Genomic DNA, 22,369 nt, shown 5'->3' with positions numbered 1-22,369 from the left:
CAACGGAGCATGACCTTCGCATAGCGGTCTCTCGGCCGGGCGCCTAGGTGGTGGCCCGCTTAGTTCGGCTCGGCTGGTCTCGCAATCGGCCTCTAGGATCGAGCTCATGACTGTTGTTTCCGGGGCGTCCAAGGCTTCAGGGGCGGATTTGCTGGATTATGATGTTGTAGTCGCGCGGTTTGATCCGGTGTTCGGGCTTGAGGTGCATGTTGAGCTGTCCACTGTGACTAAAATGTTCTGTGGCTGTGCCACCACATTTGGCGCTGAACCAAACACTCAGGTGTGCCCGGTGTGTCTGGGCCTGCCGGGTTCGCTGCCAGTGCTCAACCGGGCCGCGGTCCAGTCGGCGATTCGGATCGGGCTGGCGTTGAACTGTGAAATCGTGCCCTGGTGCCGCTTCGCACGGAAGAACTACTTCTACCCAGACGTGCCTAAGAATTACCAAATATCGCAATACGATGAGCCGATCGCCATTAACGGCTACCTCGAGGTACCTCTGGAAGACGACACTACCTGGCGGGTGGAGATCGAACGGGCGCACATGGAGGAAGACACCGGCAAGCTGACCCACCTAGGCAGCGAGACCGGCCGCATTTACGGCGCAACGACGTCGCTGATTGACTACAACCGTGCTGGCGTGCCGTTGATCGAAATCGTCACCAAGCCTATTGAGGGGGCCGGAGTTCGGGCACCACAGATCGCTCGGGCGTATGTGAAGGCATTGCAAGATCTGTTGCGCACGTTGGACGTATCCGATGTCCGGATGGACCAAGGCTCAATGCGTTGTGACGCCAACGTATCGTTGAAACCTATCGGTACGGTCGAATTCGGCACCAGGAGCGAGATCAAAAACGTTAATTCATTGAAAAGTGTTGAAATGGCTGTACGCTACGAGATGCAGCGCCAAGGAGCCATTCTGGTGTCCGGAGGTCGAATCGCCCAGGAGACCAGGCACTTTCATGAGGACGGGTACACTAGCCCGGGACGCGCCAAGGAGACAGCGCAGGACTACCGATATTTCCCCGACCCCGACCTAGAGCCCGTCGCGCCCAGCCGCGAGCTGGTCGAGCAATTGCGTCAAACAATACCGGAGTTACCGTGGTTGAGCCGCAAGAGGATTCAGCAGGAATGGGGTATTTCCGACGAGGTGATGCGAGATCTCGTCAACGCTGGCGCGGTTGAATTGGTCGCCGCGACCGTCAAGAACGGCGCCTCCAGCGAACAAGCACGCGCTTGGTGGGGAAACTTCTTGGTGCAGAAAGCTAATGAGGCAAACATCACCTTGGACGAGTTGGCCATCACTCCTGCCCAAGTCGCCGTGGTAGTGGCGTTGGTCGACGAGGGTAAGCTGTCCATTAGGTTGGCTCGCCAGGTCGTCGAGGGTGTGCTTGCCGGGGAGGGTGAACCCGAGCAGGTTATGGTTGATCGCGACTTGGCCTTGGTGCGCGACGACTCGGTGATGCAGGCTGCTGTCGACGAGGCTTTGGCCGCCGATCCTGATGTGGCGGAAAAGATTCGTGGCGGCAAGGTGGCGGCGGCCGGTGCGATCGTAGGAGCGGTGATGAAGACCACCCGCGGGCAGGCCGATGCTGCCCGGGTGCGTGAACTCGTCTTGGCCATTTGCGGGCAGGGGTAACTGAACAGTTTAAGTAGACCAGAAGCTGTTGTGAAGCTGAGGCGATTGTGTAACGATTAGCATGACGTCTTCTATACTTTAAATATACTTTACTTTATATACTTTGTACGCGTACTCCAGCAGCGTGGTCACCGCTGTGGCAGAGACGGTGTTGCTGAGTGTTGGTCAGCATGGCGATGCGCAGCCGCGGTAACGGCGGTGGCAGCCGCCAGCGTCATCGTCTTCTCCGGGCTGGGACGGTCGCTGCTACCCACTGGTGGTGGCCTCGTCGTCGGCCAGGTCATCTAAACTGACGCTGCGCTGAGCCCGGAAATAGTGGCTGATGTCTTGGCTGACGGCTAGGGTTGGATGGTTAGCATGAGCACGCCAATCGCCTGTGTCGAGCTGGCTGTGCCCGTTAACGAGTTGACCCACAAGATCATGTTCCGCTGATACGTGCCGGCCTCGTGCTGCGTGCCTGGTTGGGCATCGCCGGTTCACATGTCCCGGTGCTGCCTGCGGTTGCCAATAAGCTTGGGCACCCACGCATAGTCTACAAGTCGGCCAGCGTGGTACCTGGCAGCCCGACCGTCACAACTGCCCCTGCGCCGCGGTGACATTGTGGTCAGCGTTGACGGCTAACACGTGGCCACTGCAACCGCGATCCAGCGACTAATGGTTGAGGATGCTATCGCGTGTCGGATCGAGATGACGGTGTGGCGCAATGGTGCATTGGTCGATGTGTTCGTGGTGCCCTGCAAACTTGCCGACTGATCACCGAACTCTTCGGCAGTCAAACCGGCTCTTCAGGTGTGTATCGCGCTATGCTACACACCGTTAGGGTGTCGTGAGAGTCACACGCGACGATGGATTTTTGCCCGGCTCCGTCTTGATTTGCTGATCTTCTCCGCGGGCTGCTCGGTCCGCATTGTCGCTAGGCTAGGTTTTGTCTTGTCGCTAGGCTAGGTTTTGTCGTCGTTGTTGCGCGGAAAGCCGCCACCCCGGGGGAACAGTGGGAACACCACGTCGTCGAGCTTTTCGGCGTCACCGGCAGTCTTGTTGATGGTTGCTCCCCAGACATTCCCGTCTGGAGACATTCGCAATGCCCACGCGTGCACGTGGGTGTCCTTACGGACAACGTCGGGTTCACCGGTGACTGCACCCGTCGATGGTGCTAGCCGGACGGCCACCGTCAGCTTGGGGCTAATCAGATTGACCAGCACGGTCCCGTCCATGGCCGCACAGCCGGCCACGCCGGGCTTGTCGGGCCAGGTCCATACTGTCGAGACTTTTGAGTTCTTGGTGATGCGCTGCAATCGGTCTGCGGTGGGGGTGCGGTCGGTGACATACAGCGAGTCGTCGACGGGGTCGGTACACAAGCCGCCGCCTGAGCCGATGCTGGATAGCGCCGTTGTCGGCGGCGCCTGGCCGATGGTGGTCGGCTGCTCGATGCGCAGTAGCTTGCCGGCCAACGATTTGGGATCGGCGGCCATTGCCGGGTTGTCCACATCGCCAGTGAGCACAACCAGGGTGGTGGGGCTAGTGAAGATCAACGCTCCGGTGTTGCCGACAGCCCCTTTGGGGATGCCGGTCAGGATGTTCTTCGGGATGTCGCCGTCAGCCACTCGGATCACTCGGTTGTCGGTGGGCGTACTAATATAAGCGTACATCAGGCGGTCTTGCTGGTAAGTGGGCGACAGCACGATATCCATCAAGCCACCATCACCGGACGAGTCGACCGAGACGACCGTCTTTACCTTAGGTTCGGCGCTGACCGAGATCTCCTTGACTGCGCCGGTGGTGCGTTCAGCTACCAGTGCGGTTTTGTTGTCGATGCCCATAATCAGGCCGCTAGTGCTCTCCAGACAGCCTTGCATCACCCCGGGGGCTGGGCACTGTTTGGGGAACGGTGTCAATGGCAATGGCGGAGGGGGTGGTATCGAGCTGGGCTGTGGCCGGAGTTCTGGCTTGGTCGTGAAGGGCTGTGACTGGGTGTTGTTGAACCGTGCGCAGCTGCTCAGTATCAGCAGCGCCGCACACAACGCAGTGAAACCAGACCGAACTGACCGCCCTATCCGCATGACCGAAAGGCTACGGACATCGCCGGTGTTGCTGCCACATGCGTGCTTTCGTTTTCCCCGTAAGTTGACGCTCTAACCCTACTTGTGCAGGTGATTAGTCGTATCGTAGAGGCATGCGTCACCATTTTCGGGCCATTTTGAGTCCGATCTGCATTTAATTATACAGGTTTAAGTGTTGATTGTTGGACGAAAGTGTTGCTCAAATCCCCAATTCAGACCCAAATGCCTTTACTCTAGCAGGAGTGACCGGTCAATCGCATGACGAACATTGGCGGCGGCCGGGCGAATGCCCGGAGCCAATCCCGGGACGCCCTGCCTCAGCAAGCCTGGTCGATCCCGAAGATGACCTGACGCCAGTCGGCTACCCAGGCGATTTCGGAACTACCACCGTCATCCCGTACAGTGACCCTGATCACTTGAAGGGTCCCGGTGGTACGGGATACAACCTACTCGACCAGCAGGAGCCGTTACCTTACGTCCAGCCGCAGGCTCGGCATGCAGTGGCTGAGCCTACTGAGATCGATTCAGACCAGGACAACGAGCGATTACACACCGTCGGTCGGCGCGGTACCCAGCATCTCGGTTTGCTGGTACTCCGGGTCGGGCTGGGCGTAGTGTTGGCCGCCCAAGGGCTGCATAAGCTGTTCGGTTGGTGGGGTGGCCAGGGGTTGACCGGATTCAAGAATTCGCTGACCCAGGTTGGCTACCAGCACGCCGACATCCTGGCTTATGTGAGCGCTGGCGGAGAGGCTGTTGCCGGCGTGCTTCTGGTCCTGGGATTATTTGCGCCGGTGGTCGCTGCGGGCGCGCTGGCGTTCCTGATCAATGGTCTGCTCGCGGCATGGCCGCATTCGCCCCTATTCTCATTCTTTTTACCGGACGGGAATGAACATCAGATCACCCTGATCGTAATGGATGTTACTGTCATCCTGTGTGGTCCGGGTCGGTACGGCCTCGATGCCGGTCGGCGCTGGGCCTATCGACCGTTCATTGGGTCCTTCATAGTGCTAATTGCCGGCATCGCCGCCGGCATCGCGGTGTGGGTGCTGCTCAACGGCGTGAATCCCCTAGCCTGAAACGGCCTTACACTCGGTGACAGGTACCTTTTGCGCTCATCCGGTACGGGGTCGGGTCGGTACGGGTTGGGGACTTGTCCGTCCTGAGTGGGCTTCGGTCAACAGCGGCAGGGTGGCGAAAGTGACTGCGGGCAATCTGCAGTTACGCACCACTTTTGAGCCGGGTGTGTTCCCAGGAACCTCGGTTGAAACGCAGTCCGTCGATGTTACCCCGGCGCACTACCTGGCTGCTCAACGGGACGTGTACTACATATGCCCTGGTCTTCGGCGACCATACGGAGCCGGAAGAATAACGCCGACAATACCGCCGGGATGACAATGCAAGTAGTGGGACGGCCGGCAGGCCAGGCCAGCTGCCGGCACCAGCAGCCCGAGGGGTGGGAATCCAACGGCACTGTGTGCCACCGGTGACACCTTGATTACCATTCGAGAGCCAGCGGGTGTTTGGCCAGACGAACTAGAAAACCAGACGAACCAGAGTAGCCACCCGAGCATAATTTCACTTGTCACGCAGGCCGAGGTGCTGCTTGGGCGGTGTCGGATTTGACGGTTGAGCTCTGCGAAGGCTACCGTCGGGTGTTATGGATAACGCCGGCCAGCCCGGAATGTTGGTAGTAATTTGTCAGCGCGTTGGTGGTTGAGTAGCACTTCAGTATTTGAAGCGATCCAAAGCCAACGCGCAACCCTCGTGCAGCTAGCTCAGCTGTCGAGGGTTTTTTGTTGCCCGTCAACGTGACTGTCGAAGCGAATAAGGACTAAAGAGGACACACAGTGAGCGCACCGACCAAGCCACACGCCCGCCCGCAGGGGGCGGGTAACAGCGTGCCAAACACCGTGAAACCCGCCACGCAATTTCCCTCAAAGCCAGCTGTCGCAAAACTAGAACGCGTTTCACCTGAGCAACTTACCGGTGCTCAATCGGTGATTCGGTCGTTGGAAGAACTCGATGTCGAGGTCATCTTCGGAATTCCCGGCGGTGCCGTCCTTCTGGTATATGACCCGCTGTTCTACTCAAAAAAGTTACGTCATGTCCTGGTCCGCCACGAGCAGGGCGCCGGCCACGCGGCCAGCGGCTACGCACACGTGACCGGCAAGGTGGGGGTGTGCATGGCGACTTCTGGTCCTGGAGCCACCAATCTGGTGACACCGTTGGCCGATGCGCAGATGGACTCAGTGCCGGTGGTCGCCATTACTGGGCAGGTCGGGCGCAGTCTGATCGGGACGGATGCCTTCCAAGAGGCCGACATCTCCGGCATCACAATGCCGATAACCAAGCATAACTTTCTGGTTCGTGCCGGCGACGATATTCCCCGGGTACTGGCTGAGGCCTTCCACATCGCGTCGTCGGGACGGCCGGGTGCGGTGCTCGTCGATATCCCGAAGGATGTGCTGCAGGGCCAGTGCAAGTTCAGCTGGCCACCGAAAATGGACTTGCCCGGGTACAAGCCGAACACCAAACCGCACAACCGGCAGATCCGTGCGGCAGCCAAGCTGATCGCTGACGCCCGCAAGCCTGTGCTGTATGTCGGCGGGGGCGTTATCCGCGGCGAAGCGACCGAGCAGCTACGGGATTTGGCCGAACTGACCGGCATCCCGGTGGTTAGCACGTTGATGGCACGTGGCGCGTTCCCCGACAGCCATCACCAGAACTTGGGCATGCCCGGCATGCACGGCACCGTTGCGGCGGTGGCAGCGCTGCAGCGCAGCGATTTACTGATCGCACTGGGCACTCGCTTTGACGACCGGGTGACTGGCAAGCTCGACTCCTTCGCGCCCGACGCCAAGGTTATACATGCCGACATCGACCCGGCGGAGATCGGCAAGAACCGGCACGCTGACGTGCCGATTGTGGGCGACGTCAAAGCTGTTATTGTAGAGCTCATCGCGATGCTGCGCCATTACGAGGTCCCCGGCAACATCGAAATGACCGACTGGTGGTCATATTTGGACGGTGTTCGCAAGACGTATCCGTTGAGCTACAGTCCACAAAGCGACGGCACTCTGAGCCCGGAGTACGTTATCGAAAAGCTTGGTGAAATTGTTGGCCCGGAGGCCGTATATGTCGCGGGTGTAGGTCAGCATCAGATGTGGGCGGCGCAGTTCATCTCCTACGAGAAGCCGCGTACTTGGCTCAACTCAGGCGGTCTGGGCACCATGGGGTTTGCTATTCCGGCGGCCATGGGCGCCAAGATTGCTCGCCCGGAGGCAGAAGTCTGGGCGATCGACGGCGATGGCTGCTTCCAGATGACCAACCAGGAGTTGGCTACGTGCGCTATCGAGGGCGCGCCGATCAAGGTGGCGTTGATCAACAACGGCAACCTGGGCATGGTGCGGCAATGGCAAGCCTTGTTTTATCAGGAGCGTTACTCGCAGACCGACCTGGCCACCCACTCACACCGCATTCCGGACTTCGTGAAGTTGGCCGAGGCGTTGGGTTGCGTCGGATTGCGTTGCGAGTGTGAAGAGGACGTTGTCGATGTGATCAATCAGGCCAGGGCGATCAACAACCGCCCTGTGGTGATCGACTTCATCGTCGGCGCCGATGCGCAGGTGTGGCCGATGGTCGCCGCTGGGGCCAGCAACGACGAGATCCAAGCTGCCCGCGGTATCCGCCCGCTCTTTGATGACGAAAGCGAAGGGCATGTTTGACTGTGCGTCGGCGACGATGCAGAGCCTAGCGATGAGGAGGAATGGCGCATAATGGTAGGGTTGCCAACGCACACCTTGTCGGTTCTGGTCGAGGACACTCCCGGCGTGCTCGCGCGGGTGGCGGCACTGTTCTCTCGGCGCGGTTTCAATATTGAGTCGTTGGCTGTCGGTGCTACTGAGTGCAAGACTATGTCGCGAATGACCATCGTTGTCTCTGCCGAGGAGACCCCGCTCGAGCAGGTCACCAAGCAGCTGCACAAGTTGATTAACGTCATCAAGGTTGTTGAGCAAGAGGCTGACAACTCGCTGTCCCGCGAGCTGGCGTTGATCAAGGTGCGGGCCGAAGCTGGTACCCGCAGCCAGGTAATCGAAGCGGTACACTTGTTCCGCGCCAGGGTTATTGATGTATCGCTCGAGTCACTGACTGTCGAGGCCACTGGTGACTGCAGCAAAATTGAGGCGTTGCTGCGTGTGCTGGAGCCTTTCGGCGTACGAGAAATCGTCCAATCGGGAGTGGTCTCGTTATCTCGCGGTCCGCGCGGTATCGGCACAGTCAGGTAGCTAACACGAAGGAGATAGTCACGTGGCAGACGTTTTGGATGAGTCACTATCATTGTTCTACGACGACAATGCAGATCTGTCGATCATTCAGCGACGCAAAGTCGGCGTGATCGGATACGGCAGCCAGGGGTACGCGCACTCGCTGAGTCTGCGCGATTCTGGTGTCCAGGTGCGGGTCGGTCTGCCGGAGGGCTCGAAGTCTCGGCCTAAGGCCTTCGAGCAGGGCCTGGACGTCGATACCCCTGCCGAGGTCGCCAAGTGGGCCGATGTCATCATGCTGTTGGTGCCTGACACTGCGCAGGCGGACGTCTTTGAAAACGATATCGAGCCCAACCTCCAGCCTGGCGATGCTTTGTTTTTCGGTCATGGACTCAACATTCACTTCGAACTGGTCAAGCCGTCGGGCGATGTGACCGTCGCGATGGTCGCACCGAAGGGTCCCGGCTACCTGGTGCGCCGCCAGTTCGTTGATGGCAAGGGTGTGCCTTGCCTGATCGCCGTTAACCAAGACCCGACCGGCACCGGCGAGGCGCTGGCGTTGTCTTACGCTAAAGCTATCGGCGGCACCCGTGCCGGCGTCATCAAGACTACCTTCAAAGACGAGACAGAAACTGATCTTTTCGGTGAGCAGGCCGTATTATGCGGTGGTACAGAGGAATTGGTGAAGGCAGGTTTCGACGTCATGGTCGAAGCGGGCTACCCTCCCGAGATGGCGTACTTCGAGGTGCTGCACGAACTTAAGCTGATCGTCGATCTGATGTACGAGGGCGGGATCGCGCGGATGAACTACTCGGTGTCTGACACCGCTGAGTTTGGTGGGTACCTGTCAGGTCCGCGTGTCATCGATGCTGACACCAAGGAGCGGATGCGCGGCATTCTGCGCGACATCCAGGACGGCAGTTTCGTCAAGAAGCTGGTCGCCAACGTTGAGGGCGGAAACAAGCAACTCGAAGTGCTCCGTAAGGAAAACGCCGAACATCCCATCGAGGTTACCGGCAAAAAGTTGCGCGACCTGATGAGCTGGGTTGACCGCCAGAGCACCGAGACCGCATAACGTAGCGCTCTCTCGGGGTTGAATTGTACTTTGTGTGCATGTTCTGTTGTGGGGGTGGAGTAAAGGGTGGCGGTGTGTTGCAGTGTTGTGAGTTGATGTGATCGATCGTTAACCGTTCGTTTGGGTTGGGTGGGGGTGGGGATCGTGCGTGAGATCACCAGCAAGGGTGGGGCCCGCGTGTTTGCGGGTTGCTTTGGGGGTTGCACTGATTCGACACCAACTATGCTGGCTAAGACGCTCAATCGGGTTACTGAGCTTGTATTGCTTAGCTATGCAGTGAGCAGTGGGCCAGTGGCTTTAAAGGCCGGCAAGGTGAGCGTTGTGGGCAGCTGCGTACGGAGATAGACATGTGTGCTGGCCAAGAAGTACAGTCCCGAACAAATTGTGGGGGTGTTGGCCCAAAACCTATCCCGACCGGCCCGAAAGATGCAGGTGTCCTATAAAACACTTCAACATCGAGTCCAAGCTCAACCAACATGTGCGCACTGGGTGGATGTTCCGCACGCTGAGGGCACAGCACGCTAAAACCGGGCACCACCATTATTCTCTAGGTATGGCCACCACCAGTGCACGTCCCGCGAAAACTACACGACCGTGTGGTGCTCTAACCTCATAGCATTGGGCGGATGATGTAATCATCGGCAAAAATTAGACCCCCAAATCGGCGCCCTGGCCGAACACAAGTAGCGGATTCGTGCAGCTGCTACACCTATCCAAGGACCACAGCACTGATGTGATCACTGCGGCCATGATCAACCACAAGACAACGCCCTACCACAGAATCGCTGTACAACCCCAGCGTGAGACCAAGACCTCGAAACGACTCTCATACCCGCATCACCACGGCATCGATACCGACCTTTGCGACCTGACGCACCGACCCGCCAATACACTGACCCACCACCCTTTACTCCACCCCCACAACGAGTCCGCGCTAACATTAACCTCAACACAACCGCCAGTAGTCACCACCCAGCGAGCCCGGTAATCGAGGGTGTTTGCCGGTCGCATAACATAATTTGATTCGGTGATGTTGTCGTGGGTGGACACTGAGCTCACCTCTATCAGGGTGGCCGTCGACAGATTTCACCGTATCGGTGTGTACCCAGTATCACCGATGATGTCGCTGAAATGCATCAGGGTCAAGTACGGTGTGACCAGGGTGGTTTCCTGTCCGTCATGTACGGTATTGGACGATGTGAAGGCCGAGTGCACCTTGTCGGCCAGCTTGCCTTCGGCTCACAGCCCGTACAGCGAGTCGAGGAAGTTGCACAATTGCGATGCCGGAGAGCCGAATCAGGTCGGCCAGTGAAAAATCAAGGCGTCGACTCAGATACTGTCGTCACCGGTGGTTGGGGGCAAGTCTTTGGTGGCTTCGTAGTTAGCCGTCCTGGCCGGGTTGGGTGCGAACGATTCCGGGGCGCATGTCTCGGCTACGTGGCGCATTGGACTTCCGTGCACGCAGATTTGGTCGTAGCGGAGACGCGCTCAGCCATCGTGGTGCCGTGACTGGTGGTCGAAATAATAGATGACCGCGAGCCTTGTCACGGTGCCATCGCGGGCACGTCGGTGGTCCCGAATTCTCGGAGTAACAGGGTGTGTGCGGCTTAGTAACCGGCCATGCCGTGCACGTTGTTGCCGGGGGCAGCCGAACACAGATTACACCTTGGGAGTCGTTGTGTGCCAAGGGTTGATCCTCGGTGTGGAGGTTAGCGATCGCACGCCGCAGGGAATTGTCTCCCGTCACAATATGGTCGCCGACATAGTCGGTTATTAGCGCGGTGTACACCGTATGCGCCACAACCACGATGTCGCGGAAGCTCGGTGTGAATTGCTCGACACCCCCGGTCACGGTCTCGGTTGGATCGGCGGTGGAATTCGACGGGACGTAGGTGTAAGTCCAGAAAAGATGGCGGCCGTTGGTAGCGATGCGGCCCGGATCGGCGATGTGTGGTGAGGTGGTTAGCAGCATTGGCCACCGCGCGTGGCGGCCAACCACGATGTCTGCCTCGGTGCGCGCTATCTATTCGCGGGGTATCGCCCAGATTGAAGAATTGCTGCTTGCCGCAGCCGCGGATCCGACCACGAGATGGAATAACTAACCACGAAGTCGACTTTGGCAACATCTGGCCCAGTCGGTTACGGCGAAATGCTTTAACGTACCGAGGTGGAAGGATGTTGCCGTACTTCTGAAGCAACATTGTTGGGGTCGTGTCAAACATGACGGCACCTCAGGAGTCCTGGTGATTCGGTGCTTTCCACGTCGTCCGTAAACGCGCTTCTGCGCGCGCTTAGGTAGGCAAGCGTGTCGATGATGTCTGGGTAGCCCACCACCAGGCGCGGTTAGCCTACTGCATAGGCGAGGGTGGGCGGCGTTAACCCGGCGCCCGCCGATACCAACGACGGTATCCGCAAAACCGTATGGGCGGCAACGCCGGTGAACAAGGATCGGGTGTACTCGCCACTCAGTGACCGCCACGTCGGGGTGCTTTGCGCCAGCATTCGTAAGCCCAGACGCAGGTCAGGCAAGATCTAACTGGGCACCGAACGCTTGTCGCCGAGCACGAATCCGATCACTGCGTCGGCGTCTGCCGTCAGTGGCCCGAGCAGTCGCCGCCAGGACGCGTAGTCGACCAACTCGGCACTGTGCGTTCGAGATCGCGGTAAGCGATGGCCGCGGGCCGGCTCGGCAGCGGGTTTGCATAGGCAATCTTTGGTACCGCCAGTGTGACGCCGCGGGCACGCAAGTCGAACTCCACGAAAAACGGCGATGCCAGCGTCAGGGGGTTAACCGCTGAGCCTTGACTACTGGCATTTTGCGTCCTGCGCGGGCGCAGGTCAGGCAGCAGAGATCTTGGTGAGTTCGCTGTCGACGACGGTGACGTCCACATGTCAATTACAGTCGATACTCTGGCGGCGTGGACCTGCCTGTTGTGTTAATTGCCGACAAACTCGCCCAATCAACCGTGGCTGCCCTGGGAGACCAAGTCGAGGTGCGGTGGGTGGACGGTCCAGACCGGACGAAGCTGTTAGCTGCAGTACCCGAGGCCGACGCGTTGTTGGTGCGGTCGGCCACTACTGTCGACGCCGAGGTGCTGGCAGCCGCTCCTAAGCTCAAGATCGTCGCCCGTGCCGGGGTAGGGCTAGACAACGTTGATGTCGATGCCGCCACCGCGCGCGGTGTCCTGGTAGTCAACGCCCCAACGTCGAACATTCACAGCGCCGCTGAGCACGCGTTGGCGCTGCTATTGGCAGCTTCTCGGCAGATCGCGGAGGCCGACGCCTCACTGCGTGCACACATCTGGAAACGGTCGTCGTTCTCCGGCACCGAAATTTTCGGCAAGACCGTCGGCGTGGTGGGGCTGGGTCGGATTGGGCAGTTGGTTGCCGCACGGATAGCAGCGTTCGGGGCTCACGTTATCGCTTACGACCCGTATGTGGCGCCGGCACGGGCCGCGCAGCTTGGTATCGAGCTGATGTCTTTTGACGATCTCCTAGCCCGGGCCGATTTTATCTCAGTGCATTTGCCGAAGACGCCCGAGACGGCGGGCCTGATCGACAAGGAGGCGCTGGCCAAAACCAAGCCCGGTGTCATCATTGTCAATGCCGCACGCGGCGGCTTAGTGGACGAGGTGGCGCTAGCCGATGCGGTGCGCAGCGGACATGTTCGGGCGGCCGGTCTAGATGTGTTTGCCACCGAACCGTGCACCGATAGCCCGCTGTTTGAACTATCGCAGGTGGTGGTGACACCGCATCTGGGGGCGTCTACCGCCGAAGCCCAGGATCGAGCAGGTACTGATGTGGCCGAAAGCGTGCGGCTGGCGCTGGCGGGGGAGTTTGTGCCTGACGCGGTCAACGTGGACGGGGGCGTGGTCAACGAAGAGGTGGCTCCCTGGCTGGACTTGGTGTGCAAGCTTGGGGTGCTGGTAGCCGCGTTATCCGATGAACTGCCGGCGTCGTTGTCGGTGCACGTGCGTGGCGAGTTGGCTTCTGAAGACGTTGAAATATTGCGGCTTTCGGCCCTACGTGGGCTTTTCTCGACGGTCATAGAGGATGCTGTGACGTTCGTCAACGCACCGGCACTGGCCGCCGAACGAGGTGTGTCCGCTGAAATCACTACGGGCTCGGAGAGCCCCAACCATCGCAGTGTGGTCGACGTGCGGGCGGTCGCCTCCGACGGCTCGGTGGTCAACATAGCCGGTACGTTGTCTGGGCCGCAACTGGTGCAGAAGATCGTGCAGGTCAATGGTCGTAACTTTGATTTGCGTGCGCAGGGCATGAACTTGGTGATCAGGTATGTCGACCAACCTGGCGCTCTGGGCAAGATTGGCACTTTGCTGGGCGCGGCCGGGGTGAATATCCAAGCTGCTCAGCTGTCTGAGGACACCGAGGGGCCAGGTGCGACGATTCTGTTGAGGCTGGATCAAGACGTGCCGGGTGATGTGCGGTCGGCGATCGTGGCAGCGGTGAGTGCCAACAAGCTTGAGGTAGTCAATCTGTCATGACTTACTCCGGTGACGATCCAGCGCGAGGCGATGAGAAGGAGCGGGGCAGATGAAATTGGCGATCATCGGTGGCGACGGGATCGGCCCGGAGGTGGTCGCACAGGCAGTCAAAATTCTTGATGTGGTGCTGCCGGGCGTACAGAAGACTACCTACGATCTGGGCGCCCGGCGTTATCACACCACTGGTGAGCTATTGCCGGAGTCGGTGCTCGCCGAGCTACGGGAGCACGACGCCATCTTGCTCGGGGCGGTAGGTGATCCCTCAGTCCCTAGTGGTGTGTTGGAGCGGGGCTTGCTGCTGAGATTGCGCTTCGAGCTGGATCATCATATCAATCTGCGACCGGCCCGGTTGTATCCAGGTGTTAACAGTTTGCTTGCGGGAAAGCCCGATATTGACTTTGTGGTGGTTCGCGAGGGCACCGAAGGCCCCTACACTGGTACCGGCGGTGCGATCCGTGTCGGAACCCCTAACGAGGTGGCCACGGAGGTAAGTGTGAATACCGCTTTTGGTGTGCGCCGGGTGGTGCAAGATGCGTTCGAACGTGCCCGACAGCGCCGCAAGCATCTGACGCTGGTACACAAGAACAACGTGCTGACCTATGCCGGGACGTTGTGGTGTAGGATCGTGCAGGAGGTCGGTGAAAAATACCCCGACGTCGAGGTTGTCTACCAGCATATAGATGCGGCCACCATCTACTTGGTCACCGAACCCAGTCGCTTTGATGTCATTGTCACTGATAACCTATTCGGTGATATCATCACCGACTTGGCCGCAGCGGTGTGTGGTGGCATTGCCTTGGCCGCCAGTGGAAATATCGATGCCACCCGGACCAATCCGTCGATGTTCGAGCCGGTGCATGGCAGCGCTCCGGATATTGCCGGCCAGGGCATCGCTGATCCGACCGCGGCGATAATGTCGTTGGCACTGCTGCTCGCCCATCTCGGTGAGGATGAGCCGGCTGCTCGGTTGGACCAGGCGGTAGCGAGTTATTTGGCGACTCGCGGGAACGGGCGGTTTTCCACCGGCGAAGTTGGAGAACGAATAGCCGCTGCACTCTAGGTTAGGTTCCAAGCCGGTCGGGACCTACCGCATCGGCACCAAAGGCGCTGATGCGAGCGGGAAAAATCCGCGCAACACCCAGGTCGGTGGATACGTAGCGTCGGCGGTCAGGATACCGAACAGTGGGGGTGCGGCAGCTGCCATTGGCCGCTGGTAGGTGTTCTGAATGTCCATATAGCGTCCCAGCTCCAGAACGGTCTGGCGCAATTTGGTGATCACGGTTGCTTCCAACCCGTTGTCAAGCACTGCAGTAACCGATATGGCGATCATGAGCAACACGTAGTACCGCGAACCCTGGTCATAGACAAGGGTTAGCAGAAACAGGGCCGAAGCAGCCGGGGTGGTGATGATGCGAACGAATCGCATTCGTGAGCCTATGCGGCCAGCCAGGATGCGGCCCAGTGCACTGAGCAGTTGCGAGATTGCCACCGGCTTAGCCCGCTGCTGCGACCGACCAACCGTAGTGTTTTACCAGCCAGACCAACATGAACGTCACTGGTATCGCCTGCGACATCATCAGCAGTGCCTAGATTGCGTGGATTAGCCACAACGTGAACGCCTCGTGATACGGGTGGCCAGTTCCTTGTTGCTGTCCGGGCTTTTCCGCGGCTGTCAATCTGCCGATCGCGCTGGCCACCGTGGATATCGTGCACATAAATGCCGGAAACATCAGGCCTGCGTTCGACGATCTCGGGTATCGTCAAGGCGCCGATGGCGATTCTCAGCGGTTTTGCACGGTCTGACGGATAAGCCCCATCGCGACTTTGAGTTTACTTTGGTGGTAGCCAATTGGAGACCAGCCCACCGCCAGCCGTGTTACGGCTAGCGGTGGGCATGCCACCGAGGAATAGGAATGCGCCCGTTGCCACTAGCGAGTGGACCGATGCCGCGGCATACTTCGAAGCCGCGGTGAGCGCCGAGCCCACAATTATGACGATCCACTTGCTCAGCCGTACGGTGATGTAACTTCATAAAGCCAGCGTAACGACCTCCGGCCCTAGCTGGTCATCGAAGCCAATAGTTCAGCGTCGGCCAACGAGATTCCCACGTGCGGCGACAAATGCGGAAATCATGAACGCAACGCTGTTGATAAACAGGAACGAGCTACTAGATGTCACGCCCACCGAGATGAATGTTATTGACCAGCGTGCGCCTAGGCTCAATTGGTTTGGGTGACTCGGATTCTCAGGCATCGGATCATGCTTGTGCGTGCACCGCCGCTCCACGGCATGCATTGTCGTTACGCTAGTCTCAAGTAAATGCGTCTTGGTCGAATATCTAGTCCAGATGGCGTCGCGTTCGTCAGCATCGAAGGTGAGCCTGACGATCCCGATGGGATGTTTGCCCGTGAGCTCGCTGAGTACCCATTCGGCGAGTTAACCTTCACTGGCCGTTCGTGGCCATTAGCCGATGTCCGGCTACTGGCTCCGATGCTGGCCAGCAAGGTGGTCTGTATCGGTAAGAACTACGCCGATCATATCGTCGAGATGGGTGGCCAAACGGGACTAGCTTCGGCAGATCCGGTGATATTCCTCAAGCCCAATACCGCGATCATCGGGCCAAATGTTCCGATTCGACTGCCTGCCAACGCATCACCTGTGCATTTCGAGGGCGAGTTGGCACTCGTGGTGGGCCGGTCGTGCAAGGACGTCCCGGCAGTCCAGGCCGTCGACTGCATTCTCGGCTATACCATCGGCAACGACATGTCGGCTCGCGATCAACAACGCGCGGATGGTCAATGGACCCGCGCGAAAGGACATGATACCTTCTGCCCAGTAGGGCCGTGGATCGTCACCGACCTCGGTCCCCTAGACCCAGCCGATCTTGAACTGCGAACCGCAGTCAACGGCGAAGTTAAACAACACAGCCGCACCTCCCTGATGATTCACGGCATCGGTGCCATCATGGAGTGGATCTCGGCGGTAATGACATTGCTGCCCGGTGATCTCATACTCACCGGGACACCGGCAGGTGTTGGTCCCGTCGAAGACGGTGACATCGTTTCTATCACTGTCGAAGGCATCGGAACTCTTACCAATCCCGTAGTCCGCAAAGGAAAGTCGTGACTGCAGTAACCTCTGATGGTACCCCGCAAGCAGCAAAAGTCAGGGTACGATTCTGCCCATCGCCCACTGGTGTTCCGCACGTCGGGATGGTTCGCACGGCCCTGTTCAACTGGGCTTACGCTCGACATACTGGAGGCACCTTCGTCTTACGCATCGAGGACACCGACGCCGACCGCGACAGTGAAGAAAGCTACCTGGCCCTGCTCGATGCGTTGCGCTGGCTCGGCCTGAACTGGGACGAGGGTCCCGAGGTTGGAGGACCTTACGGTCCGTACCGGCAGTCGCAGCGCACTGACATCTACCGCGAGGTGGTGGCAAAGTTGCTTGCTACAGGAGAGGCCTATTACGCTTTCTCCACACCGGAGGAAGTCGAGAACCGCCATCTTGCTGCTGGACGCAATCCCAAGCTGGGTTATGACAACTTTGACCGCGATCTTACCGATGCGCAGTTCTCAGCGTACTTGGCGGAAGGCCGTAAGCCTGTAGTTCGGCTGCGGATGCCCGACGAGGATATCAGTTGGGATGACCTGGTGCGCGGGACAACTACCTTTGCTGTGGGCACTGTGCCCGATTACGTGTTGACCCGAGCAAGCGGAGATCCGTTGTACACTTTGGTCAACCCGTGCGATGACGCGCTGATGAAGATCACGCATGTACTGCGGGGCGAAGACTTACTATCGTCGACTCCGCGACAGGTGGCGCTATACCAGGCGTTGATCCGAATCGGGATGGCTGAGCGTATTCCCGAATTCGGTCATTTCCCATCGGTATTGGGGGAGGGAACCAAGAAACTCTCGAAGCGAGAACCGCAGTCGAATTTGTTTGCCCACCGTGACCGGGGCTTTATCCCCGAAGGTCTGCTGAACTACCTTGCCTTGCTGGGGTGGGCGATCGCCGATGACCACGACTTGTTCAGTCTCGATGAGATGGTAGCCGCGTTCGATGTGGTCGACGTCAACTCCAATCCGGCGCGATTCGATCAGAAGAAGGCCGATGCGGTTAACGCCGAGCACATCCGAATGCTCGACTCCGAGGATTTCGCTGGCAGGCTACGCGACTACTTCACCACACACGGCTACCACATCGCTTTGGATCCCGCTAATTACGAAGCTGGTTTCGTTGCCGCGGCGCAGTTGGTGCAGACCCGCATCGTTGTGCTTGGTGACGCTTGGGACCTGTTGAAATTCCTCAACGATGACGAGTACTCTATCGACTCTAAGGCCGCTGCCAAAGAACTGGATGCCGATGCCGGGCCGGTGCTTGATGTTGCCTGTGCCGTGCTGGACAGCCTGGTGGATTGGACCACTGCGAGTATCGAGGACGTCCTCAAGGTTGCACTCATCGAAGGTCTTGGTCTTAAACCGCGCAAAGTGTTTGGCCCGATCCGGGTCGCCGCCACGGGGGCATTGGTCAGCCCGCCGCTGTTCGAATCGCTGGAGCTACTCGGCCGTGCTCGCAGTCTGCAGCGGCTGAGTGCTGCGCGAGCGCGAGTCACCTCGGCCTAGCTGCAGGCCTAAGTCCGGTTGCGTGGCTGCTTACTCGCGCCGTTTCCAGCGCTCGCTATCGCCACACTAGGAACGCAACGAGGTAAGACAAGGTGTGTGTATTTGCGCGGTGAGTCTTTGGTAGTCTGCACGTCGGCCGATCATGGCTGGACAGAAGCAAGTCCCAGGACATATTAAGACGCTGATACGTGTTTGTTATAGTCCGCAGAATGTGCTCTGACCAGAGGTTCTAGGTAGAAATGGGGTATGGTGTAATTGGCAACACAGCTGATTCTGGTTCAGCCATTCTAGGTTCGAGTCCTGGTACCCCAGCAAAAAGTCCGTCGGACTGTCAACCATGGTCTCGAAGCGATTGGGTGGGCTTAGCGGTGTGAGCTATGCTAGACAGCTCGGATCGGTTCTGGCCCCGTCGTCTAGCGGCCTAGGACGCCGCCCTCTCACGGCGGTAGCGTGGGTTCGAATCCCATCGGGGCTACAAAGCGACCGTCGATAACGTGGTTACTGGCCGAACCCTATTTGTTTCTAATTTGCCAGTGCGGCTGGTCCGGTCGATCCTCTTCACAGGAATGTGCGGCAAGCTGAGCTTGTGGTTATCCCACGAACGGGTAAGACGGCTGACACCGCGCACAGTCGATTCGCTTGTTCATCATCTGGTCGACCATGGGCTTTGCGTCGTCGATGTAGGACCGGTATAGCGTTCCCAAACGCTGACTCCGAACTGGTCCGATCCGGAAAGGGGAATCGTGATCGGCCGATACTCTCCGTAGTTCCTTCAAAGAACATCCCGCGCAGCGGGTCATACGTTTGGCCGTTCTCGATCAAAAAACTCACTCGCGGGTCTCGTTTCAGGTTGACTGCTTTCTGTGATTTTATCTTTGATTTCCAGTCGGATTGCGCTGTCGATGGCAGTGTATTACATAGCGGTCAAATGTGCCTGCCCGTTTGGACCGATGGTGGTTAGCGTACCGGTGCGGATGTTGACGACGCAGTCGAATGATTTCAGCCTCGGCCATGACGACATGCGCGTGCCGATTGGTTCCTATTGGGCCAGTCTTTCAGGCGACCGCCAACGCCGAGTCGATGGCTAAGAAAAGCGCTACTGTGACCTGCTACGTGAACAGCATCGAGATACGTGTCGCGTGGTTTACGGTCGAGCAGCAGAATTTTCAGAGGCGGCGAGTCAATGCTTCGGCCGCTGATAGTAAGTCAGTTGCCCATCGTGCACCGGGACGTCGGACTATCCTGTCGATGGGTCCAGACACCGATATGGCAGCGGTCACGACACAGCGGCCGTTGCGCACGGGCACCGATACACTTGCTACCCCTGATTCGTGCTCGGCTACGCTTTGTGCCCAACCGCGTCGGCGGACTTCGGCTAGTGTCCGGTCGGTGAATTTCACCGTCGGTAGCACGGCTTCCCTGGTGGTGGCGTCGCTATGGGCCAGTAATACTTTGGCTCCCGAACCTGCCGTCATTGGTAACTGCACCCCGACCGGAACCGTATCGCGAAGGACCGCAGGAGGTTCCGATGCGGCCACGCAGACCCGCGAGATGCCTTCTCGGCGATACAGCTACACGCTTTCTCCGGTGCTTTCGCGCAATGTAGATAGCACCGTCGCGCTGGCAGCCAACAGTGGATCGTTGACATGGATCGCGAGTTCGGAGACTGCGGTTCCAAGCTGGCACCGGCCCTCGTCGTTGCGCGCTGCTAGACGGTGAGCCTCCAGCGCGGCGGCCAGACGGTAGGTGGTGGCTCTGGGCAAGCCAGCTCGGTCGTACAGTTCGGCCAACCCGCAGGAAGATTACGCGTCGTATGTAATCGTATGTAACAGCGCCACAGCTTTGTCGAGAACCCCGATACCGCTAGTCTGTGTCACAGAGAGATATCAGTCTCGTATTCTGCGATATCAATATGGATTGATCGGCGAGCCGCAAATGAGGCGAATCGAGGCGCTTGGAGATGGATAACGAGAGGAAACAAGTGGGTGGCGCCCGCAAACCGCGCACGTTGGCCGAAAAGGTTTGGGACGACCACGTTGTGGTAGCCGGTCAGGGCTACCATCAAGATCGGGGTCCCGATTTGATTTACATCGATCTACATTTGGTGCACGAGGTCACCAGCCCGCAGGCTTTCGATGGCCTGCGCTTGGCCGGCCGGTGGGTGCGGCGCCCCGATTTAACAGTGGCCACCGAGGATCACAACGTGCCCACCGTCGACATCGACAAGCCGATCGCTGACCCGGTGTCGCGCATTCAAGTGGAGACGTTGCGGCGCAACTGCGCCGAATTTGGTGTCCGGTTACACCCGATGGGCGATATCGAGCAGGGCATCGTTCATGTCGTAGGGCCACAGTTAGGCCTCACTCAACCGGGCATGACGATCGTTTGCGGCGACAGTCACACCTCTACCCATGGCGCTTTTGGTGCAATCGCGATGGGCATCGGCACCTCGGAGATCGAGCATGTACTCGCTACCCAAACGCTGCCGTTGCGCCCATTCAAGACAATGGCGGTCACTGTCGATGGGCGGTTGCCCGCCGGCGTCACAGCCAAGGACATCATCCTTGCGTTGATTGCTAAGATTGGCACCGGCGGCGGGCAGGGCTATGTACTCGAATACCGGGGCAGTGTCATCGAATCGATGTCCATGGAAGGACGGATGACGATCTGCAACATGAGCATCGAAGCCGGTGCTCGAGCAGGAATGGTGGCTCCCGACGAGACTACCTACGAGTTCTTACGTGACCGTCCGCACGCACCGACTGGCAAGCAATGGGATGCCGCAGTAGCCTACTGGCAACAGCTGCGCACTGACGACGACGCTGTGTTCGACACCGAGGTCTATCTCGATGCGACCTCGTTGAGCCCGTTTGTCACCTGGGGGACAAACCCCGGTCAAGGAGTGCCGTTGGCCGCATCTGTGCCTGATCCCGAACTGATGATTGACGATGTTGCCCGACAAGCCGCCGAGAAAGCTTTGGCGTACATGGACCTTCGCCCAGGTACACCGATGCGCGATATTGCGGTCGATGCGGTGTTCGTTGGGTCGTGTACCAACGGCCGCATTGAGGATCTGCGGTTGGTGGCCGATGTGTTACGTGGCCACAAGGTGGCCGACGGTGTGCGGATGCTGATCGTCCCCGGCTCGATGCGGGTACGTGCGCAGGCTGAAGCCGAGGGGCTCGGTGAGATTTTTATTACTGCGGGAGCGCAGTGGCGGCAGCCGGGTTGTTCGATGTGTCTGGGCATGAACCCCGATCAGCTTGCGCCCGGGGAGCGGTGCGCTGCGACGTCCAACCGAAACTTCGAAGGACGGCAAGGCAAGGGTGGCCGTACACATTTGGTATCCCCGGCCGTCGCCGCTGCCACCGCGGTTCGCGGCACTTTCTCTGCTCCGGCCGATTTGAACTAACTCGGCCGGCTTGAACTGAGATAGAGGAGTGGAGGATAAATTATGCAAGCTTTCCGCGTCCATACCGGTATCGGCGTGCCGTTGCGGCGGTCCAATGTCGATACCGATCAGATCATTCCGGCGGTCTTTTTGAAGCGTGTCACTCGAAACGGTTTCGAGGACGGCTTGTTCGCTACGTGGCGGGTCGATCCCTCATTCGTGCTCAACCTCAGCCCCTTTGATCGGGGCTCAGTCCTGGTCGTCGGTCCTGATTTCGGGATCGGGTCGTCGCGTGAGCATGCGGTGTGGGCGCTCATGGACTACGGATTCCGGGTGGTTATCTCGTCTCGATTTGGTGATATTTTTCACGGTAACGCGGGCAAGGCGGGGTTGCTGGCAGCTCAAGTAGCCCAAGATGATGTCGAATTTCTGTGGAAACTCATCGAGCAGAAGCCGGGGTTGGAAATCACTGTCAATCTTCAAGATCGAAATATCAATGCTGCAACGGTGGTGTTGCCGTTCAAGATTGATGACTACACTGCTTGGCGATTGCTCGAAGGACTCGACGATATAGCTCTTAATCTGCGGAAACTTGACGAGATCGAGGCGTTTGAGTCGGCGCGTCCTGCGTGGAAACCGCGCACCCTGCCCACCACCTGACGGGTCGCACTGGCAGGATTTTTCGCTTGCTCACCAACACAGCCAGGCCCATTTTCTGTTCCCGCCACCGGTCAAGGGCGGCAACCTGATTGCGATAATTGCCGCCGCAGGATCGGTGAAATTGCGCGTGGCTCTTGGAAATCAAT

The 22,369-nt window shown here is 58.8% G+C and carries 14 protein-coding genes, 2 tRNA genes and 5 pseudogenes; 14 read left to right on the top strand and 7 right to left on the bottom strand.

Annotation, left to right across the window (positions count from 1 at the left end):
* Window positions 1–106: 106 nt before the first annotated feature.
* Together gatB and ML_RS17470 are read left to right on the top strand one after the other, a co-directional pair.
* A complete protein-coding gene (gene gatB / locus ML_RS08655; RefSeq protein WP_010908490.1) occupies window positions 107–1,636 on the top strand; it encodes an Asp-tRNA(Asn)/Glu-tRNA(Gln) amidotransferase subunit GatB in 1,530 nt (509 codons plus the stop codon).
* Between the two features lie 624 nt (window positions 1,637–2,260).
* Complete coding sequence (locus ML_RS17470; protein WP_269147010.1) at window positions 2,261–2,389, top strand: hypothetical protein; 129 nt, start codon at window positions 2,261–2,263, stop codon at window positions 2,387–2,389.
* 188 nt (window positions 2,390–2,577) lie between these two features.
* On the opposite strand, the gene ML_RS08650 is transcribed toward ML_RS17470, so the two are convergent.
* Complete coding sequence (locus tag ML_RS08650) at window positions 2,578–3,696, bottom strand: PQQ-dependent sugar dehydrogenase (protein ID WP_010908489.1); 1,119 nt, start codon at window positions 3,694–3,696, stop codon at window positions 2,578–2,580.
* Window positions 3,697–3,938: 242 nt separating this feature from the next.
* Between ML_RS08650 and ML_RS08645 the strand changes: the two genes are divergently transcribed.
* Window positions 3,939–4,772, top strand: a complete 834-nt coding sequence (locus ML_RS08645; RefSeq protein ID WP_010908488.1) for a DoxX family protein — start codon at window positions 3,939–3,941, stop codon at window positions 4,770–4,772.
* 56 nt (window positions 4,773–4,828) lie between these two features.
* Here the strand turns inward: ML_RS08645 and ML_RS16170 are convergent.
* Window positions 4,829–5,198: pseudogene (locus tag ML_RS16170) on the bottom strand (PH domain-containing protein); the annotation flags it as partial.
* 345 nt (window positions 5,199–5,543) lie between these two features.
* Between ML_RS16170 and ML_RS08635 the strand changes: the two are divergent.
* From ML_RS08635 to ilvC, 3 genes are read left to right on the top strand one after another with little or no spacing between them, the layout of a single operon-like run.
* Entirely contained in the window at window positions 5,544–7,421 is a 1,878-nt protein-coding gene (locus tag ML_RS08635; protein ID WP_010908487.1) for an acetolactate synthase large subunit, read from the top strand.
* Window positions 7,422–7,472: 51 nt separating this feature from the next.
* Entirely contained in the window at window positions 7,473–7,982 is a 510-nt protein-coding gene (ilvN, locus tag ML_RS08630; RefSeq protein WP_010908486.1) for an acetolactate synthase small subunit, read from the top strand.
* Window positions 7,983–8,034: 52 nt separating this feature from the next.
* Window positions 8,035–9,036 carry a ketol-acid reductoisomerase gene (gene ilvC / locus ML_RS08625; RefSeq protein ID WP_010908485.1) on the top strand — a complete coding sequence of 334 codons (1,002 nt, stop codon included), beginning with the start codon at window positions 8,035–8,037 and terminating at the stop codon, window positions 9,034–9,036.
* 954 nt (window positions 9,037–9,990) lie between these two features.
* Here the strand turns inward: ilvC and ML_RS16165 are convergent.
* Window positions 9,991–10,584, bottom strand: a pseudogene (locus ML_RS16165) (NAD(P)H-dependent oxidoreductase); the annotation flags it as partial.
* Window positions 10,581–11,834, bottom strand: a pseudogene (locus ML_RS18040) (dehydrogenase); the annotation flags it as partial. The pseudogenes ML_RS18040 and ML_RS16165, both read right to left, overlap by 4 nt.
* 120 nt (window positions 11,835–11,954) lie before the next feature.
* Here ML_RS18040 and serA point away from each other — a divergent pair.
* Together serA and ML_RS08610 are read left to right on the top strand one after the other, a co-directional pair.
* Complete coding sequence (gene serA / locus ML_RS08615; protein WP_010908484.1) at window positions 11,955–13,541, top strand: phosphoglycerate dehydrogenase; 1,587 nt, start codon at window positions 11,955–11,957, stop codon at window positions 13,539–13,541.
* 49 nt (window positions 13,542–13,590) lie between these two features.
* Window positions 13,591–14,601 carry a 3-isopropylmalate dehydrogenase gene (locus ML_RS08610; RefSeq protein ID WP_010908483.1) on the top strand — a complete coding sequence of 337 codons (1,011 nt, stop codon included), beginning with the start codon at window positions 13,591–13,593 and terminating at the stop codon, window positions 14,599–14,601.
* Window positions 14,602–14,625: 24 nt separating this feature from the next.
* Here ML_RS08610 and ML_RS16155 read toward each other — a convergent pair whose 3' ends face one another.
* Window positions 14,626–15,030, bottom strand: a complete 405-nt coding sequence (locus tag ML_RS16155) for an MFS transporter (RefSeq protein WP_231846584.1) — start codon at window positions 15,028–15,030, stop codon at window positions 14,626–14,628.
* Window positions 15,031–15,860: 830 nt separating this feature from the next.
* Between ML_RS16155 and ML_RS08600 the strand changes: the two genes are divergently transcribed.
* From ML_RS08600 to ML_RS08585, 4 genes are all read left to right on the top strand, one after another.
* Window positions 15,861–16,667: a fumarylacetoacetate hydrolase family protein gene (locus ML_RS08600; protein ID WP_041322908.1), complete on the top strand. Its 807-nt coding sequence runs from the start codon at window positions 15,861–15,863 to the stop codon at window positions 16,665–16,667.
* Window positions 16,664–18,172: a glutamate--tRNA ligase gene (gene gltX / locus ML_RS08595; protein WP_010908481.1), complete on the top strand. Its 1,509-nt coding sequence runs from the start codon at window positions 16,664–16,666 to the stop codon at window positions 18,170–18,172. The genes ML_RS08600 and gltX overlap by 4 nt, the downstream gene beginning before the upstream one ends.
* Before the next feature lie 240 nt (window positions 18,173–18,412).
* Window positions 18,413–18,484 (top strand) — tRNA-Gln (locus ML_RS08590).
* Window positions 18,485–18,574: 90 nt separating this feature from the next.
* A tRNA-Glu gene (locus ML_RS08585) sits at window positions 18,575–18,647 on the top strand.
* A gap of 47 nt (window positions 18,648–18,694) precedes the next feature.
* Here the strand turns inward: ML_RS08585 and ML_RS18035 are convergent.
* Both ML_RS18035 and ML_RS08580 read right to left on the bottom strand, forming a co-directional pair.
* Window positions 18,695–19,215, bottom strand: a pseudogene (locus tag ML_RS18035) (pyridoxamine 5'-phosphate oxidase family protein).
* 123 nt (window positions 19,216–19,338) lie between these two features.
* Window positions 19,339–20,049: pseudogene (locus ML_RS08580) on the bottom strand (IclR family transcriptional regulator).
* 83 nt (window positions 20,050–20,132) lie between these two features.
* On the opposite strand from ML_RS08580, the gene leuC reads away from it, so the two are divergent.
* Both leuC and leuD read left to right on the top strand, forming a co-directional pair.
* Window positions 20,133–21,584 carry a 3-isopropylmalate dehydratase large subunit gene (leuC, locus tag ML_RS08575; RefSeq protein ID WP_049769796.1) on the top strand — a complete coding sequence of 484 codons (1,452 nt, stop codon included), beginning with the start codon at window positions 20,133–20,135 and terminating at the stop codon, window positions 21,582–21,584.
* 42 nt (window positions 21,585–21,626) lie between these two features.
* Entirely contained in the window at window positions 21,627–22,223 is a 597-nt protein-coding gene (leuD, locus tag ML_RS08570; protein WP_010908479.1) for a 3-isopropylmalate dehydratase small subunit, read from the top strand.
* The last annotated feature ends 146 nt before the right edge of the window (window positions 22,224–22,369 follow it).

Origin of the sequence: Mycobacterium leprae TN (genome assembly GCF_000195855.1) — a bacterium.
Taxonomy (GTDB): domain Bacteria; phylum Actinomycetota; class Actinomycetes; order Mycobacteriales; family Mycobacteriaceae; genus Mycobacterium; species Mycobacterium leprae.
This window is presented reverse-complemented; position numbering and strand designations above follow the sequence as displayed.

Excerpts from the sequence above, each read along its gene's own strand:
- ML_RS08600 (WP_041322908.1), top strand. The coding sequence starts at position 15,861 with ATGCGTCTTGGTCGAATATCTAGTCCAGATGGCGTCGCGTTCGTCAGC.
- ML_RS08610 (WP_010908483.1), top strand. The coding sequence starts at position 13,591 with ATGAAATTGGCGATCATCGGTGGCGACGGGATCGGCCCGGAGGTGGTC.
- leuD (WP_010908479.1), top strand. The coding sequence starts at position 21,627 with ATGCAAGCTTTCCGCGTCCATACCGGTATCGGCGTGCCGTTGCGGCGG.
- leuC (WP_049769796.1), top strand. The coding sequence starts at position 20,133 with ATGGATAACGAGAGGAAACAAGTGGGTGGCGCCCGCAAACCGCGCACG.
- gatB (WP_010908490.1), top strand. The coding sequence starts at position 107 with ATGACTGTTGTTTCCGGGGCGTCCAAGGCTTCAGGGGCGGATTTGCTG.
- ML_RS08650 (WP_010908489.1), bottom strand. The coding sequence starts at position 3,696 with ATGCGGATAGGGCGGTCAGTTCGGTCTGGTTTCACTGCGTTGTGTGCG.
- ilvN (WP_010908486.1), top strand. The coding sequence starts at position 7,473 with ATGGTAGGGTTGCCAACGCACACCTTGTCGGTTCTGGTCGAGGACACT.